The 16,984-nt window shown below is 57.8% G+C and carries 13 protein-coding genes and 1 tRNA gene; 7 read left to right on the forward strand and 7 right to left on the reverse strand.

Translation table 11 applies throughout. From position 1 onward, the window contains the following. Positions 1-12 precede the first annotated feature (12 nt). On the reverse strand, positions 13-276 hold the full coding sequence (locus C5Y96_RS01860; protein ID WP_158261040.1) for a MoaD/ThiS family protein: 264 nt from the start codon (positions 274-276) through the stop codon (positions 13-15). A 101-nt stretch (positions 277-377) separates the two neighbouring features. Here C5Y96_RS01860 and C5Y96_RS01865 point away from each other — a divergent pair, with 101 nt between their 5' ends. From C5Y96_RS01865 to C5Y96_RS01880, 4 genes are all read left to right on the forward strand, one after another. Further along, complete coding sequence (locus C5Y96_RS01865; RefSeq protein ID WP_105349851.1) at positions 378-1,784, forward strand: sensor histidine kinase; 1,407 nt, start codon at positions 378-380, stop codon at positions 1,782-1,784. A 5-nt stretch (positions 1,785-1,789) separates the two neighbouring features. Continuing rightward, a complete protein-coding gene (locus C5Y96_RS01870; RefSeq protein WP_105349866.1) occupies positions 1,790-3,208 on the forward strand; it encodes a sigma-54-dependent transcriptional regulator in 1,419 nt (472 codons plus the stop codon). A 107-nt stretch (positions 3,209-3,315) separates the two neighbouring features. Continuing rightward, positions 3,316-5,973 (forward strand): M1 family aminopeptidase, encoded by a 2,658-nt coding sequence (locus C5Y96_RS01875; protein ID WP_105349852.1) that lies wholly within the window; start codon positions 3,316-3,318, stop codon positions 5,971-5,973. A gap of 86 nt (positions 5,974-6,059) precedes the next feature. Further along, positions 6,060-6,488, forward strand: coding sequence for a hypothetical protein (locus C5Y96_RS01880; RefSeq protein ID WP_146115484.1), 429 nt, complete (start codon positions 6,060-6,062; stop codon positions 6,486-6,488). A 174-nt stretch (positions 6,489-6,662) separates the two neighbouring features. On the opposite strand, the gene C5Y96_RS27565 is transcribed toward C5Y96_RS01880, so the two are convergent. The 5 genes from C5Y96_RS27565 to C5Y96_RS01905 all read right to left on the reverse strand — a co-directional run bounded on the left by C5Y96_RS27565 (position 6,663) and on the right by C5Y96_RS01905 (position 12,136). After that, positions 6,663-8,981, reverse strand: a complete 2,319-nt coding sequence (locus C5Y96_RS27565; RefSeq protein ID WP_105349854.1) for an alpha/beta hydrolase family protein — start codon at positions 8,979-8,981, stop codon at positions 6,663-6,665. 211 nt (positions 8,982-9,192) lie between these two features. Further along, entirely contained in the window at positions 9,193-9,648 is a 456-nt protein-coding gene (locus C5Y96_RS01890) for a hypothetical protein (RefSeq protein ID WP_105349855.1), read from the reverse strand. A 234-nt stretch (positions 9,649-9,882) separates the two neighbouring features. Further along, positions 9,883-9,955, reverse strand: a tRNA-Ala gene (locus C5Y96_RS01895). A 71-nt stretch (positions 9,956-10,026) separates the two neighbouring features. Beyond that, complete coding sequence (locus C5Y96_RS01900) at positions 10,027-11,445, reverse strand: ABC transporter substrate-binding protein (RefSeq protein WP_105349856.1); 1,419 nt, start codon at positions 11,443-11,445, stop codon at positions 10,027-10,029. Positions 11,446-11,614: 169 nt separating this feature from the next. Then, the gene (locus C5Y96_RS01905; RefSeq protein WP_199188610.1) at positions 11,615-12,136 is read right to left on the reverse strand and encodes a TrmH family RNA methyltransferase; all 522 of its coding nucleotides are present in this window, start codon (positions 12,134-12,136) and stop codon (positions 11,615-11,617) included. Between the two features lie 93 nt (positions 12,137-12,229). Here C5Y96_RS01905 and C5Y96_RS01910 point away from each other — a divergent pair, with 93 nt between their 5' ends. Continuing rightward, complete coding sequence (locus tag C5Y96_RS01910; RefSeq protein WP_105349857.1) at positions 12,230-12,865, forward strand: TlpA disulfide reductase family protein; 636 nt, start codon at positions 12,230-12,232, stop codon at positions 12,863-12,865. Positions 12,866-12,963: 98 nt separating this feature from the next. Here C5Y96_RS01910 and C5Y96_RS01915 read toward each other — a convergent pair whose 3' ends face one another. Continuing rightward, positions 12,964-14,781: a phospho-sugar mutase gene (locus tag C5Y96_RS01915; RefSeq protein ID WP_105349858.1), complete on the reverse strand. Its 1,818-nt coding sequence runs from the start codon at positions 14,779-14,781 to the stop codon at positions 12,964-12,966. Between the two features lie 211 nt (positions 14,782-14,992). Here C5Y96_RS01915 and glmM point away from each other — a divergent pair, with 211 nt between their 5' ends. Beyond that, positions 14,993-16,336, forward strand: a complete 1,344-nt coding sequence (gene glmM / locus C5Y96_RS01920; protein ID WP_105349859.1) for a phosphoglucosamine mutase — start codon at positions 14,993-14,995, stop codon at positions 16,334-16,336. Positions 16,337-16,718: 382 nt separating this feature from the next. Next, positions 16,719-16,984, forward strand: a 266-nt coding sequence (locus C5Y96_RS27695; protein WP_214609069.1) for a hypothetical protein, incomplete at its 3' end; no start/stop codon positions are given.

Below are 16,984 nucleotides of genomic sequence, written 5' to 3' on the forward strand. Positions count from 1 at the left end.
GTGTGAGGGGTGTCAGCCACCGCCAATCGCCGGAAGGAAATGAACTTCGCTATTGGCACTCAGCGGTGTGCGGAGGTTTCGTGCATTGAGCGAACCATCGACCGAAATCTGGATCGAAGGCCGAACAACGTCGTTCTCAAACAATCGAGTATGAATTCCTGGAAAGCGACGATCAAGCTCAGTTATGGCTTCCCGCAGGGACGTTGCGTCAATTTCCACCTTGGTTTGCTGAGCGGTCAGGTCACGCCACTGGGCTGGAATAAACAAGATAGCCATGAAAACTCCGGCTTCGCAGGCAGGGCACGGTCTCATAACTTCAGTTTACAATAAATAGTTCGCCTGGACGATCGTTTCCCGCAAATGCCTGAAAGACGCCGATGCGTTGGCCCCTTATTTACCAAGTTACCTTGCCGCTGACGCTGTGGACGCTTGTCACCGTGCTGGCCCTCTCGCTGTTGAATCTCTGGTATGCCCAGGTCGAGACCGGCGAAGAAGTCCAGGCACGCCTCGCCGCGATCAACCAGCAGCTCACCGAAGTACGCTTTCCCCTCTCACAGCCGGTCCTTGAACAGATCCAGGGGCTGACCGGTACCGAGTTGGCCGTTACTGACAATAGCGGCAAGTTGATTCGAGCCACCACCGCGATCACGCCTGACGAACTTCCTGCACTGCTGAAAGACGACAACCCAGGCATCGTCGATCTGGCCGAAGTCATCCAGCTTGGCGGCGTCAGCTACTTTCACAGCACCACGACGTCACGCTTTTCCGGCAGCGGCGAGGTGACCGTGCATCTCCTCTTTCCGAAAGCGAACTATGACCGCCGAGTGGCCCAGTCGTTCTGGCCGCTGATGTTGTTGGGGTTGGTCGCGGTTGGGCCGATGCTATTGGTGGCCAGCTATTTGGCGGTACGTATCACGCGGCCGATCGCCCGGCTGCAAAAGCAAGTCGGCGCGATTGCCGAAGGGGACTTCATCGAGCTGCCTCCGGGGCAAACCAACGATGAACTACGCGACCTGTCATTGGCGATCAATCAGATGTCGCAGCAATTGCAGCAGTACGAAACTAAGGTTCGCACGATGGAACGCGCCCAGGTACTAGGGCAGATCGGGGCTGGCTTCTCGCATCAAATCCGCAACGCGATGACTGGCGGCCAGATGGCCCTGGGGCTGCATCGTTTGGACTGCAGTATCCCCGATTGCGAGAGTCTGCAGGTTGCCCAGCGACAGATGGCCATGGTCGAGCACATGGTGCAAGCGATGCTTCGCCTGGGGCGCAAACAGGGAATCGATCGGCAAACGATCAGCATTGCCCAGTTGATCGACAACACGGTATCGATGGTTCAGCCGCAAGCCCAGCATCATGGTCTGACGATACATCGGAAGGTCGATTTTCCGCCCGATGCGACCATGCACGCCGACATGGTGCTGCTGCAAACGTGCCTGATGAACCTGCTACTTAACGGGATCGAAGCGGTTTTATCGGCACATGCCGCCCAGGCGGCCGAAGGCAAGGAAGTTCCCAGCACAGGGGGGCTCGAAATCGAGGCCTCTCCGCACGAAGGGGAAGAATCGATTACAATTCGAGTATGCGACGAGGGAATGGGCCCGCCTGCCGAAATCGCGGATCAATTGTTCGAGCCCCTGGTAACCACCAAACCGGAAGGTACCGGGCTGGGGCTGCCAGTGGTCCGCGAGATTGTCGAGCTGCACGGGGGAACGATCGAGTGGTACCGAGTCGACGGGAAAACCTGCTTTCAAATCATGTTACCTCGCCGAGTTAAATGATCCCCATGGCAAGCATCCACGTCATCGACGACGAATCCAGCGTCTGCTGGGCCATCGAAAAGCTAGGCACCAAGCTGGGACACGAAGTCCGAGTCGCCTCGTCGGCCGAACAGGGGCTCGACCAACTGGAAGAGCATCACCCCGACTTGATGTTTCTCGATGTTCGTCTACCAGGAATGTCGGGGCTGGAAGCACTGCCGAAGGTAAAAGCGATCTCGCCGGACACGCCGGTGGTGCTAATCACCGCGTTTGGCGACCTGGAAGTCGCTGTCGAAGCGGTGCGTCAGGGAACGTTCGATTACCTGGTCAAACCGTTCTCGGTCGAAGACATTCAAACGGTGATCCAGCGCGCGCTCGAGCAGCGTAGCGAAGCCGAAGCCGTTCGCCCCGAGCGGGTTTCGGCCGACATGGTCGGTTCTTCCCTGGCCATGCAAGAAGTCTTCAAACGCATTGCCCTGGCCGCCAGCAGCGTGGCCCCCATCGTCATCCAAGGGGAAAGCGGCACCGGGAAGGAACTGGTCGCCCGGGCCATTCATCGCTATGGCCCCCGGCACGATAAGCCTTTCGTGGCGGTCAACATCGCGTCACTTGCTCCGTCGTTGATCGAAAGCGAACTGTTCGGGCACGTTCGCGGTGCGTTCACCAACGCGGTGCAAGACAAACGGGGCTTTCTGCAACAAGCCAACGGCGGAACGCTGTTTCTCGATGAAGTTGCTGAGATCCCTCTGCCAACCCAGGCCAAGCTATTGCGGGCACTCGAACAGCGCGAGGTCGTCCCGGTTGGCGGATCGGCAGGCGAGAAAACCGATTTCCGCATCGTCTGTGCTTCGCATCAAGACCTGTCCGAGTGCGTTAAAAAGGGGACGTTTCGGCACGATCTTCTGTTCCGCCTGAACACGTTCCAAATCAGCCTGCCGCCGCTACGTGATCGAACCGAAGACATCCCGCCACTGGTGCATCACTTCATGCATCTGCTGGAAAAAGAATATGCCCGGCCGCTACGTATCTCGGCAGCGGCAATGGAAGAACTGAAGAAACGACCGTGGTACGGCAACGTTCGCGAACTGCGCAACGCGGTCGAGCATGCCCAGATTCTGGCTCGCAGCGGTGTGATTGAAGTCGAACACCTACCGGTGCCGGTCGATCGCGAGTGGTTTACCGGCTCGCCGGGCGAAACATCGTTGGCCGATCAGCTGGAAACCAACATCCGAGACTGGACCAAGGCCCAGCTTCGTGAGGGGGAATCGGAAAATTTATGGGCCCGATTTCAATCCTTGGCGGAAAAAGAGATGCTTGAGGTGCTGCTCGAGCAGTGTGACGGCCAATATCTGGCAATCGCTCGCATTTTAGGTATCCACCGCACCACCGTAAAAAAGAAGTGTGAACAGTACGGGCTCCTTTCCCCTGACCAAAAAGATGATTAGGCTGGGGTTATCCATTTTACGAAAACGCGCATAGATTGTCGGTTACACGTAATTCTGGCGTGAAGTCGATACGGCGTTGCCACTAACTTCCTTCTTAATCACTCGCCATGAACTCTCTCCGAACTTTGCTCGTTGCCGCAGCTACGTTTCTGGCTGTCGCCGCACATCAGTCGATTGTCCTGGCCGAAGAAGCCCAGTGCACGTGCCGCTACTGCGAGTCCGGCGCGGCTCGGGCAGCGTTTGGGGTCGACCTGGGGAATGACGGCCCGCACTATGCTCCCGTGCGTAAAGTCGACGTGCAGCATATCAAGCTCGACATCACGCCGAACTTCAAAGAGCGTACCGTCGGCGGCAAGACCACCATTCGCTTCGTCCCGCTGCGTGAAGCGATCGACGTATTGAAGCTCGATGCGGTCGACCTGTCGATCACCAGCATCGAAGCCTCGACGCCGGTCTCCGAGTTCGACACCACCAGCAAAGACCTGACCATCGCGTTCGCCGAACCCATTCCCGTCGGTCAGGAAAGCTGGGTCACCATCGAGCATCACTGCCAGCCGCAAGGTGGTTTCTATTTCCGCACGCCGGAGATGGGCTACCCGAAGGAAGACACCCACTGCTGGACGCAGGGCGAATCGCACTATGCCCGGCAATGGTTCCCGTGCTTCGACTACCCCAACGAAAAGTCGACTACCGAAGTCATCTGCCACGTGCCAAGCGACATGACGGTGATCTCCAACGGGCGTAACCTGGGAGAAAGTATCGACCCGGCCACGAACCTGAAGTCAGTTCACTGGCTGCAAGACAAGCCGCACGTGAACTACCTGATCTGCGTCGTCGCTGGCTACTTCGACAAACTGGAAGATGCCGCCGGCAACATTCCGCTCGGGTACTACAGCCAACCGACTCTTTCCAAGCACGCCGCTGCTTCGTTCCAGGATACGGCCTCGATCATGGACTTCTATCAGAAGGAGATCGGTGTCGCGTACCCCTGGCACAAGTACGACCAGGTCACTATTCGCGACTTCATGGCCGGTGGGATGGAAAACACCACCATCACCACGCTGACCCACAACACGATCTTCACCCCGGCTACTGAAAACATCCGTTCGTCGCGCGGGCTCGACGCTCACGAACTGGCCCACCAGTGGTTTGGCGATTACGTCACCTGCGAAGACTGGAGCCACCTGTGGCTCAACGAAGGGTTCGCCACCTACTACACCCATCTGTACGAAGGGGAAAAGTTCGGTCGCGATGCGATGTTGTACGGTCTGTACCGCGATGCGACCAATCGCGTTCTGCCCGGCGGTGCGAACGACAAACGCCCCATCGTCTGGAAGAAGTACCGCAACGCAGGCGAACAGTTCGACTACCGAGCCTACCCCAAGGGAAGCTGGGTGCTGCACATGCTTCGCAGCCAATTGGGCGAAGAGATGTTCCGCGAGACGATTCAAAGCTATTTAAAAGAGCACGGCCTGACGACCGTTACCACGCCGGAACTGCAAGCCGCCTTCGAAGAAACCAGCGGGCGAACGTTCGATCGCTTCTTCGATCAGTGGGTGTACCATGCCCGCCATCCTGACTTGAAGATTCGTTATCGCTTTGATCCGAAGCTTTCGCTCGCTCAGATCACGCTCGAACAAACCCAAAAGGTGGACGACGACGTGATGCTGTTTCACTTCCCCGCCACGTTCGCCTTCCTGTGTGACGGCGAGATGGTCCTGCATACCGAAGAGATCACCGACGCCAAGCACGACTTCTACGTCGCGCTGCCCAGCAAGCCAGAGATGGTGCAGTTCGATCCCGAGTACACCCTGCTGACCAAGGTTGATTTCGACAAGCCGGAAGACCTGTGGATCAGCGAACTCGAAAACGCCGAGCGTGCTCCTGGCCGCATCCTGGCCATTAGTGCCTTGGCCAAGAAAAAGTCGAACAAAGCGATCGACGCCATTCAAAAGGCCCTGGAAACCGACCCGTTCTTCGGCGTTCGCGTCGAAGCCGCCGAGGCCCTGGGCAAGATCCATAGCGACGAGTCACGAGCCGCGATTCGCAAGACGGCGATGCCCAGTGATGCCCGCGTTCGCCTGGCCTTGGTGAAAGCGACCGTCGGCGACTATCAACCCGAAAAGGTTGCCGAGCTGCTGGAAGCCGCCCAGGCCGAAAAGAACCCGGCGATTGCCGCGGCCTGGATCGAAGGGCTGGCCAAGTATTCCGACGCACCGGTCACGCAGTACCTGATTGCTTCGCTCGACAAGCAGTCGTTCCGCAACGAAATCGCCGAAGCCGCGGTCGAAGCGATGCGTAAGAGCGGTTCGTCGCAGTATGTCCCAGACCTGACCGAACAGGTAGCCCTGCATGCCGACAGCTACACGACCCGCGGCCTGGCCAGTCTGCTGAGAACCCTCGCCAGCTTGAGCGACGAGAAGCCGGAAAAGCTGCAATCGCTGGAGCATATTGCTCCCCACCTGAACGATGCCCGCAACGACGTGCAAAAGGGAGCGATCGAAGCCCTGGGTAAACTCGGCCTGGAAGATGCCCGCCCAATCTTGCAAGCCTACGCCGATGCCTCGCACAACGAAGAGCTTTCCAAAGCCGCCGAAGGTGCCCTGGCCGCAATCACCAAGCAAAGCACCCCGCAGCCGACCGAACTGATCGAACTCCGCAAACAAATGCAAGATCTCGAAAAGTCGAACGACTCGCTGCAGAAGAAGCTTGACGAACTCGAGAAGAAGCTGGAAGCAAGCGAGGATGTGGAGAAGAAGGACTAACCGCGGATTACGCAGATGGGCGCGGATAGAACTCCAAGCTAATACACCGCCACTTGCGATACGTGATGTTGAGGTTCATGGTTTCCATGAAACGGGTTGCTATTTTGTTGATTGCATTCTGGATTGGATGCTCGCAATCCCCGGGCCTTTTCGATCAAACTCCAGATGACTTTGAACCGTTGGTGGTGCAAGCCGCTGCGGACGTAAGTCGGACGGACCCAAAACTGAACATCCTGCAAGAGCTCGACTCCATTCTTCGTTCCCTCGGTTGCAAGCAAGATGGCTCTTCCTATCTCTACGACGGATCATTAGCCAGTATCTCCTATGCCGATGAGCCGTACTTGATGGTTGGTGTGATCGTGACCGGAGAAGATCGACTCGATGTTCGGATGTACTACAATCGCAACCGTCCGGAAGAGCTCAAAGACTGGATCACCCGATTTCAAAACGCTGTAGACGGTACGATGGGATTGACTTGTGACGTCATTGAAGAGCCTAGCACCGGACCGTTCTGAGCGTCACCTGGTCGTCGGAAGATGTAGTGAGGAGGTACGAACCGCGTATCCGCGGTTAGATCTAAAGAACAAAAATACGCGGCGCAGAACCCGTCGTAAATCTTTGGCGGAGAAAATGTGGAGAAGAAGGACTAACCGCGGATTACGCGGATGGACGCGGTTAACTGCCTCAGATTATCGCTTGGGCCACTGCAAATGATGGTGCAGGAAGTTGAACGATCCCTGGCCGTTGATCATGTGGCCTCCGTCGAACCATTCGATTTCGCACTGTTCGGGGATCTTTAGCTTCGCCGCGTAGAGGTGGCGTACCTTGGCGAACTCGTGCCCCACCTTTTCGTCGTCGGCGACACCGTCGAAATGTCCGCGCTCGACCATGAAAGCGCGCGGAGCGATCAGCCCGGCCATTTCGGCGTAGTTAAACGTATTGCCCAGATTGAACTCAAAGATCTCGTACTCGCCGGTCCAAATGTAGCTTCGCGGGTTGCGGGTCGAGGCCACCTTGTCGACCCATTCGTTGAAGTCGCCGGAACAGATCACCGCCGAGTAGTCAGGCACCAAAGGAGGAATTCGCATGGCCGACTTGCCACCGTAGCTCAGGCCGTAAAAGGCAATGCGATCCGGATCGACAAACGGCTGCGTCTTGAGCCAGGCGGTAATCTGGCGGTGCTGCGGAACGATGATCGAGAACAACGTCGTGCCCAACGCGTTGGCCTTCCGCTGCAAGGTGCGAAAACGATCTTGGTAGATGTACGGGTTCTGAGGACAGAACACGACAAAGCCTCGCTCGACCAGCGCCACCGCGTACGCCTGGTAAGCCCCAAACTTCTCATCCCCGATCAAGTGATCCGGGCGACCTTCCAAACCATGCTGGCAAACCACGACCGGGCGTTTCTCGTCGGAGGCGAGATCGTTTGGTACCAAAAGTAAGCCATACGCGAACACCTCCGGAAACACATCGAGAGCGACTTCGTACCCGGTCCATTTCGGCTCGGAATAAATCTGCCGGGTACGCGGACTGGCCGGCAACAGGGGGCGATCGAACTTGCCGATCACCTCCGTTTCAAACGCCTCGCGATACGGCGCGACACTCTTTTCAAACGCGGCTAATGAAGAAGTATCTGGTCGAAAGTAGCTACTGCGAACCGCGGGACTGTCGGCCAGAATCACCTGGTTTTGGCGATTGATCTGGTCCATCTGACGAACCATCCGGGCTTGCTTGTCGATCGGCTGGCCATCGTATTCTGGTAACTGCGTGGTGGTCACCAGCGACTCGCTGGATTTGAGGCCCATGAGAAACTGCGTGAGCCAACGCTGCGATCCGAATGCCCCTTGTCCTTCTTCTTCGCTGGTCAATGTAAGCCACGAATCAGAGATGCGATCACCCACCAGTGCGCGGGCTTGTCGCGCTTCCTGTATTACCTTTTCCAACGAGGGTGACACGAGTGTGCCTGGGGCCGAGCCATGCTCGCCGGGCAGATCGCCCTGTGGTCCGGCGGCCGCTTCGATCGCCAGGCGACGGGGGGCGATCAGGCTGGCAATCTCCGCATCGCCGAATTCCCGCAGCCTGCCAAACACATTGCGGTCGATCGGTTCCTCCCAGATCTTCTGCCGCGAAGTGAAATAGCCACTCACCCCAACCGAATCGATGCGCTCGTCCAGGGCACCAGCGTACAGGGCCAGCATCCCTCCTTCGCCGTAACCAATCACCCCGATCGGCTGCGTCCCCTCCTGGGTAAAAGCATCAACCGCCGCCAACACCTTTTGCACTTCGTACCCAATCAAATGCCGACCCAGTTCGAAAGCGGACCGGTATAGAAGTTCCCGCCCCGGCAATTGGCTTTGTCGCGGTCCATCGAATTTCAGAAGTCCGCGTTCGCGCGTGATGGTCGTCGGAATCACCACCTGAAAGCCGCTTTCGGCCAGGTGCCGAGCATACTGCGACGACGGAGCGATGCCTGGTTCGAGACCAGCCGACTGCTCAGGCGTTTGGGCTGCGTCAGGGATCGCGACAATGCACCCGCGTATTTTCCCTTGGGGCCGCAGCAATAAGCCTTCCCCATGGATCGCCCCAAACACCGGCCACTGCACCGCGATCACTTCGACGGTCTCCGAAGATGCCAGCGCCAACGGCTCATTCACGCTGGCCGTGCGCTGAAATGCAATCTCAGGCAGGCGCTCGTCCCGCACCCCCAACACTTCCGCCAGCCGCTGCCGGTTCTTCTCGATCGACCGCGTATACGCTTCCGGCGAACTAGTGTCACGCTCCCAATACTGCGAACGCTTCCCCGGTGCATCCGCGATCTCCTGCAGTAGAAACCGATCGATCCCGGCAACCATCTGCGAAGCAATCTCCGCCCCGTCCCCTTCCATCTCCAACAGGCTGGTGCCTGGCAAAGCAGGACCGCGCACAACGGAGGGAGTCTCGGCGCTGGCACTAGCTGCGAATGAAAACAGTCCGGTGCAAAGCAGCACGCATCGCAAGAATCGACACATGAAATGTTTCCTAAACGGGTCGAATGTGTCACACCGAAACACGACCCCATCGCCCCGCCAGCGAAGTTAGTCCGCGAAGACTCGTCGTGTCCTTCGTATTCGAAGTATAGAAAGCAGAAAAGGTGATGTCACGTGGAATCTTGGGTTTGCTGTGACGAAAGATATTCCTCTTCAAACCCAATTAAATTCGCCGCTCCAGTTCATTGTATTGTTATCCTGCGTTTTTCGTGTGGTCGGCGCTTACTGTGAACGGAATGGTATTCGACTGTACTTCTCCACGCCAAATTGGGGTTAGTGCTGCGAACCGAGAACGTTTGGCGAGAAAGTCATACCATTTCGTATCACGGTCGACGCGATACGCAAAGTGGACATTGTATGTGCCGGTTGGAAGGTCAATCATCCAGCGAGCCTGGTCGTAACTGCCATTAATGTTTGCATAGAGATCGAAAGCGATTCTCGCGTCAGGATCCAATACGAAATCATCAAGTGGTACGGTAATCAAGAACCGCGTCCGCCATTGCGCGACGATTTTTCCGTGAGCGTCTGTAAACGTCAAACCGGTTATGTTCGGATATGGAAGCAAACACCGCTCGGTGCTGGAGTGAAACGCGACCCGAAAAGTTTCAGTAATGGGCGAATCGGACACGTGTGAGAGGGATATTTCCATTGGGGGCATCCGTACAATGCGTGCTTAAATGATTGAAAGAGCAAAAGAACGTTTAGGATGACCCTAGCCAAAGAAAAGACTAGCATCTGCCACTGCCACCCTCGGCAGTGTGAAGCGTAGAGTCAACGTGCAACCCGTTTCCCCATAGATCAAGAAAACGGTCGGACTCTCAATAGAAATCTTGCTCAGGCCATTCGGTCCCAAGCCGGTTCAGAAACTTAGAAAGCAAATAAGTGGAGCTGATGAGGATTGAACTCACGACCTCTGCATTGCGAACGCAGCGCTCTCCCAGCTGAGCTACAGCCCCAGGTTGTTTGGTTGATTTTAAATGGCGGTTGGGCCTTCGTCTAGTTTGAAATGTTGTGGTTGGCGCCCTTGTTAGAACGCGTTGTCGCCGATCCCTTGGCTGTTGCGGAAGGCTTTGATGTGTTCTGCTTGGCCTGATTCTGCGGACAGCTTATCCCAGGCTTGGGCCGCTTCTTTCCAGATCGTTTCCACCTCTGATTGGTCGCTGGCCATTGTCTTTTGGACCGCTTCGCGGACGACCTTTTCATAGGCCGCGCGTCCCGGGATTCGCAGGGCCGAGAGGTGCCTGGGCGATTGTAACTGCTCGAGGCTGACCTGGGCGTATTGCCTCAGGGCGGTGCCTGGCAGGCTCGGTGGCATCCACGCGTCGGCCATCGGTAAAGAGGAGACGCGGCACAGGGTGGTTCGCTCCGAAGGGGGCGAAATCAGGGAAATCAGTTCCGGCCCGGTCAGCAGAACCAGCAGATTCGCCGCGTTCATCGTTTGCCCTGATGTCGACGAGATGGAACCGACCATGCCAGAGGTCGACAACAGCGGGATGCTTTCGGGCTGATTGCCTGGGCGGGGAAGCCATTGATTCTCAGGCGTTTTGTACGTTTCGTGTGAGCCTGGGAGGGGGGCGAACATGATATCTTCCGGCACCGTCTCTGGCACCAGGGTGTGCTTGTTGATCCAGCCGATTGCCATGACCGACTTGCCGGCCAGGAACGCCTCGGCCGCTGCTTTCGGATCGAGCGAGTTGAACGCGTCGGGAATCGTGCGGGCAGATGCGGCCAACTGCTCGGCGGCTTTGGTGAAGCCAGGCGTATCGATGCGAGCCTTGCCGGTAGTGAAATCGAAGTAGGTCGAAAGGTTCTCGCCATGCTTCACGTAAGCAGCACTGCGGGCCAGCCACAGGTTTGCCAGGTATGTTTCGTCGAGCGGTTCGAGCGTGGCCGCCGCGATCGTATCGCTACTTTTGAGCAGATCGCTCTGCTGGATCGTTTCGACGGCGGTAGCGTACTCGTCCCAGGTTTTCGGAACATCCAGGTTAAGCTGCTTCAGCAGATCGGCACGCACCATCAGCATCAGCACCGGGCTGCCCAATGGCAACGCGTACGGCTTCGATCCCCAGCGTGTTTCGGTTTGGGAAATCCCTAATGCAACGTCATCCAGCTTCAACTCTTCGCTGCCAAGCGTGCCCGACGGCAGGGGAGCGATCCAATCGCGCTGGATGAGTTCCCCCATCATCGCCGGAGGATAAATGAGCAGGTCTCTCGTGAATCGCTTTTGACCCAGCAGCACCTCTTCGGTGACGACCTCGACGGTGATCTTCTCTTCGGTCCGGGCTGCCAGTTCGCGGCGAACGGCTTCGGCCATCGGCTCGTCGGCGACGATGGTGATCGAAAGAGGGGGCGTTTCGATCTTGGGAAGTTCCTTCTTTTTCGTGCCGTTGCAGCCAACGACCAGGCACAAAGCAAGAAGCCAGAGCAGGGGAGTGCGGAATGTCATGAGTTTTACTTGCGATCGTCCACGAGTCTCGACAGGTTTGCGCTCCACGCATCGTAAACCGATTGCCAGCAAGGGACAATCGCTGACAGTGCTTAACCGACTGAGAGCAGCGAAGTTCTACGAAGTCGCGAACCAACAGCAGCCGGTGTGCGTATAGGCGAGCTTGCCGTTACCCTTCGGGAAACTGTCGGCAAAATTCATACAACGCCATGCACGTGGCGGTCGCGGCGTTGTAACTATAGGGCATCCCATACACGGGGATTTCAACGGTCGCATCAAGCAGCGTCAAAATGTCGTCGGTGATGCCCAGGCGTTCGTTGCCGATTACCAGCACCGTCTTTCGCACGAACGGAAAGTGGTGGATGTCTTGCGAATTGGTCGTCTGTTCGAGACCGACGAGCATGTAGCCTTCTTTTTTCAGGTCTCGCAGAACAGGAGCCAGGCTGCGATGACGCGAGATCGGCAGCTTCTCGGCACCGTCGCGAGCAATCTTCGGATCGATCTTCACATTGCCGCACACCACCACTTTGCTGATCGCACAGCAGGAAGCGGCCCGCACGATGCGCGAGATGTTCACGTTGCTGCGCATCGGACAGCAGGCCACGATCAACTCGCGCGGCTGATCGAGCGCCGTCGGGGGCTTGTGGCGAAGGTGTTCGAAGTCGGAATCGGCGTCGAATTCGGAATCCATGTTACTTGCGTTCAAAACGGCGGCCCTGGTTGCTAGGCCCCCAGCGGCTAGGCTAAAAACGGGGATGGATAATCCCCCTGTGGGAATATCGTAATGCGTAAACTTCACAAGGTGGAAGCGGGTCGAATTATGAATACGCGCTGGTTAGTGTTCGGGCTGATGGTCGCTGTGTGCGGATGTGGCAAAGGATCGGGACCTCAACCAGCCATGACCGCGCCAGCGGAAACGGTGGATGTCTCGGCCGGGAAGACCACCGAAATCGCCGTGAAGGTCATGGACTACCAAGGGATCCAAATGCTGGTCGAGTCGTACCGCGGCAAGGTGGTGGTGGTCGACTACTGGTCGACCGATTGCCCGCCGTGCATCAAGGAACTGCCAGGGCTGGTCGACGTGCACAACCAATATCCCGGCGACGACGTGAAGTGCATCACGGTGAGCCTGGACTACATCGGCCTGGCCGACGAAGGTCCCGAAACGTACAAGGACAAGGTGATGCCGTTTCTCCAGCATGTCGGAGCAACCTTCGACAACATTATCGCCGCGGATGATTCCGAAACGATGCTGAAGAAGCTGGAACTGGCCGCGCCTCCGGCGGTGCTGGTGTACGGCCGCGACGGCAAGCTGGCCAAACGCTTCGATAACGAACAGGCCGCCAGCGAAGAGGAAGGCTTCACCTACCACGCCGATATCGCCCCGCTGGTAGCCGAGCTAGTTAAAGCAAAGCCGTAGTCTCTTTCCTGTCCCCTTTCCCCCGCGGACGGTGGAGAGGGGACTAGTTTGTTGGGGCTTGGACCGTGTGGTCCATCCAGCGCCGAATCGTCCTTCTCTTAAACGCTGTCGGCGAACGCCTTCAGGTCGGTCTCGAAGGCGTCGAGGCGTTCTTCCATCGCTTCCTGGGCCATCGACAGCAGCGAAAGCTGTTCGGCGGCGACGTAGGTGAACATGTAGAACTTCACCTTCGGCTCGGTGCCGGAAGGTCGGACGGCGACGTAGTTGTCTTCTTCCAGGTCCAAGATCACCATGTTGCCGCTGGGGCCGTTGAGGGGCTTCTTGGTGCCATCGGCCAGGGTGAGGGTATCGCTACCGTAGTCGCGAACCGCCAGCAGTTTCAGGCCGCCGACCGTTTGTGGTGGTTCTTCGCGGAACTTGGCCATCAGCTTCTGCATGTTGGCCATCCCTTCGCTGCCAGGCATCTTCTGGTTGAGCAGGCGTTCGGCATGGTAACCATGCTGCCACCACAGCGATTCGAGCTTCTCGTGCAGCGATTGGCCTTCGGCCTTGCACTTAGCGGCCAACTCGGCCAGCAGCATCGAAGCTACGGCGGCGTCCTTATCGCGGGCATACTGACCCACCAGGTAGCCGTGCGATTCTTCGCAGCCGAACAGGAACTTATCTGGCCCTTCAGCATCCATCGTGCCGCCGATCCACTTGAAGCCAACCTGTAGGTTGCCACAGGTTCGCACGCCGTAGCTGTCGGCAATGCGGCGAGCCATCTCGGTGGTGACCAGCGTTTTGACGATGTAGTGATCGGAAGTGAGCCCGCCACCTTTCTTTCGTTCCGACAAAACGTGATCGCACAGCAGGGCCGCGATTTGATTGCCGGTGAAGGTACCCCATTCACCGGTGGTGTCCATCGTTTTGGGGGCCGCACAGCCAACACGATCGCAGTCGGGGTCGGTTGCCAGGATCAGCTCGGTGCCGTCGGTCTTGGCCTGCGCGATCGCAGCGTCAAAGACGGCTGGGTTTTCCGGGTTGGAAACGTGCTCTGGCACGTTCGGGAAGTCGCCGTTGGGTTCGGCATGTGGGCCGAAGACGGTGACGTCGGTGAAGTTGTCGGCGGCAAGAGCCGGGATCACGGCCGAAGCCCCCACACCATGCAGCGGCGAGTACAGAATCTTCAGGTCACGCGGGCCGTCGAACTTCTGCTGGGCGACATTGCTGATGAACGCTTCGTCCGTTTCTTTCGTGCAGATAACGACCTTGCCATCGCTGACTGCGGCGTCGAATTCCACACCGAGCGGAATTTCCTGCACATTCATCACGTTGTCGATGATCTTCTTGTCGTGCGGAGGCATCACCTGGCCGCCGGTCGACCAGTACACCTTCACGGCGTTATCACTGGGGGGGTTGTGGCTGGCGGTGACCATGATGCCGCACGAGCATTTCTTGTAGCGAACCAGGAACGAAAGTTCCGGCGTGCTGCGGTAGTCGTCCAGGAAGTAAACCGTGAAGCCGTTGGAAACCATGATCCGGGCACACAGTTCAGCAAACTCGCGCGAGCGGTGGCGGGTATCGTAGGCGATCGCACACGACAGCTCCCCTTCGACGTTATCCTTCACGTACTCGGCCAACCCTTGGGCACTTTCGCCGATGGTGCGTTCGTTGATCGCGTTGGATCCAATCGGATACATCTTGCCGCGACGGCCACCGGTGCCGAAGGGGATGATCGTCCAGAACGCGTCGTCCAGTTCTTTCCACTTGCCGCCGGTGATGTGCTCGGCAACCTGACCGGCGTACCGGGCATAGCGGTCTTCGGTGAGCCAGATTTCGATGTTCTCGGCAGCGCTGGCGGTGATTTTTCCGTCGGCCGTGGCCTGCTTAACTTGCTCGAGAAGTGCTGTGGTGTCGATGTCGCTGCCGCTCATGGTCGTCCCCTTGTTAGGTCTACAGGAATTCCCCAATTTTAAAGGAACCCCTTACGGATCATCAATTGGGCCCTGCGGCGGGACGTGAATTCTTCACTTTCACGGGGCAACGAAGAAAACGGTCACGCCAAGAGTGCCCATTATGTTTTATAGTAGGGAAGCTCTCTCGATTGCCCTGAAACTACTACTACTGCCGAGCCGACGAAGCACGATGCAAGAACCAATCATCAGCGTGTCCGGATTACGCGGAATTTTAGGATTGAGCCTTTCACCGGAGACGATCAGCCGGTACGTATCGGCATTTGTCGAACAATTGCCTGAGGGAAGCATTCTTCTTTCCCGCGATGGTCGTCCCAGCGGCTGGGCCCTGGGAGACATCGTTAAGGGAACGATCAACCTGCTGGGCCGCGACGTGATCGATGTTGGTGTCGCTGCGACCCCCACCGTGGGCATTCTGGTTCGCGAAAATCGCTGCACCGGCGGCATCCAGATTTCGGCCAGTCACAACCCACCGGAATACAACGGCATCAAGCTGATGGGGGCCGATGGACGCGTCATTTCGGCGGAAAAAGGTGCCCAGGTCAAAGCGGCCTACAAAGACCAACCAATCACGTGGGCCCCGTGGGACGAAATCGGCAGTACGACGGCCTGCGTCGACACCACCACCGCCCATATCGAAAAGATCCTCGCGACGATCACCGCGATACCGATTCTAGATAAAAAGTTCAAAGTCCTGCTCGACAGTAACGGCGGCTCCGGCAGCATCGTCGGTGTAAAGCTGCTGGAAAAGCTCGGCTGCGAAGTCGAAGTCCTGGGGGGAGAGCCCAACGGCGTCTTCCTGCATCCGGCTGAACCGACCGAAGCGAACCTCAAATCGATTTCCGAGTTGGTCGCCCAAGGGAAGTACGATATCGCATTCTGCCAAGACCCTGACGCTGATCGCCTGGCGGTGATCGACGAAAAAGGTCGCTACATCGGCGAGGAGTACACCGTCGCGTTGTGTCTGCAAAACGTTCTGGCGAAGCATAAAGGGGCCGTCGTCATCAACGGGGCCACCAGCCGCATGAACGAAGACGTGGCGCTTTCGTTCAAGTGCCCGATCTTCCGCTCGGCGGTTGGCGAGGCAAACGTGACGCAGGAAATGTTGCTACGCGACGCGGTCTTCGGCGGCGAAGGAAACGGTGGGCCGATCGATCCGCAGGTCGGCTACATTCGCGACAGTTTCGTTGGTATGGCCAACATTCTGGAACTGATGGCCAAGAAGAAAAAGTCGATTGGCAAACTGGCCGACGCCTTGCCACGATACGAGATCGTCAAACATAAAGTCGATCTCGATCCCGAGGCATTGCCGTCAGGTTTCGATCGTCTGAAGCACCAATACGCCGACGCCATGCTCGACGAAGGGGACGGTCTGCGCTTCACCTGGAAAGATCGCTGGCTGATTGCTCGGGCGAGCAATACGGAACCAATCGTCCGCGTAATCGCCGAATCGAAGTCCTTCGATCAAAGCGAAGACATGTGCATCGCCGCAACGCGGACTCTGCGTGGAGTGTAGCGCCGTCCGCGGTATCGCCTGCCCGTCGATGTAATGTCACCGCAGGATCTGGCGGTGGTAACGCATGCCGCCGAGAAGCACGCCCAAGCAGACTTGGGCGTGGCCCCCGGGGTGGTGTTGGGTGCGGTGAGGGTTGGGGTATCTGGTGTTGCTCGGACCTTGGTACCCGCCGGTAGTCAACCGAGCCCCCGCGATCCGGTCCCCTCGCCCCTGCGGGGAGAGGGTGAGAGGTTTTCTTGTTGGGTGGCGACTCTTGCGTGGGTAGTGATCTGGTAAGGATCGCGTCGACATCCACCGGTTTGGGCCGCAGGTTGTTGAACGATTCCTCGCGCCGCGTGAACCTGCCGTGCGCATCGACGCGGAAGCGAGGAACGCTCGGTCGTTGTTGGATGGCCTCGTGCATCTCTTGGTCGAGGGAATCGAGAGGTGGCGGCGTTCGCTCTTTCGCCTCTTGCGCTTTCTGCAGCGCGGCAATCTCCGCTTCCAGCCGCTCGATCTCGAGATCGGCCTGGCGGATTTCTTCCAGCAGATCTTCGCCGATCTTTCGAATGTGGTCGGCGTACGGCGTGGGGTAGCGTTCGCTCTCCGGGGTTTCGTGGGGGTGGGACATGGTGGTACTTCCTCTGAAATGAGTTGGTGTGGCCCACG

Source organism: Blastopirellula marina (genome assembly GCF_002967715.1).
Lineage (GTDB): Bacteria > Planctomycetota > Planctomycetia > Pirellulales > Pirellulaceae > Bremerella > Bremerella marina_B.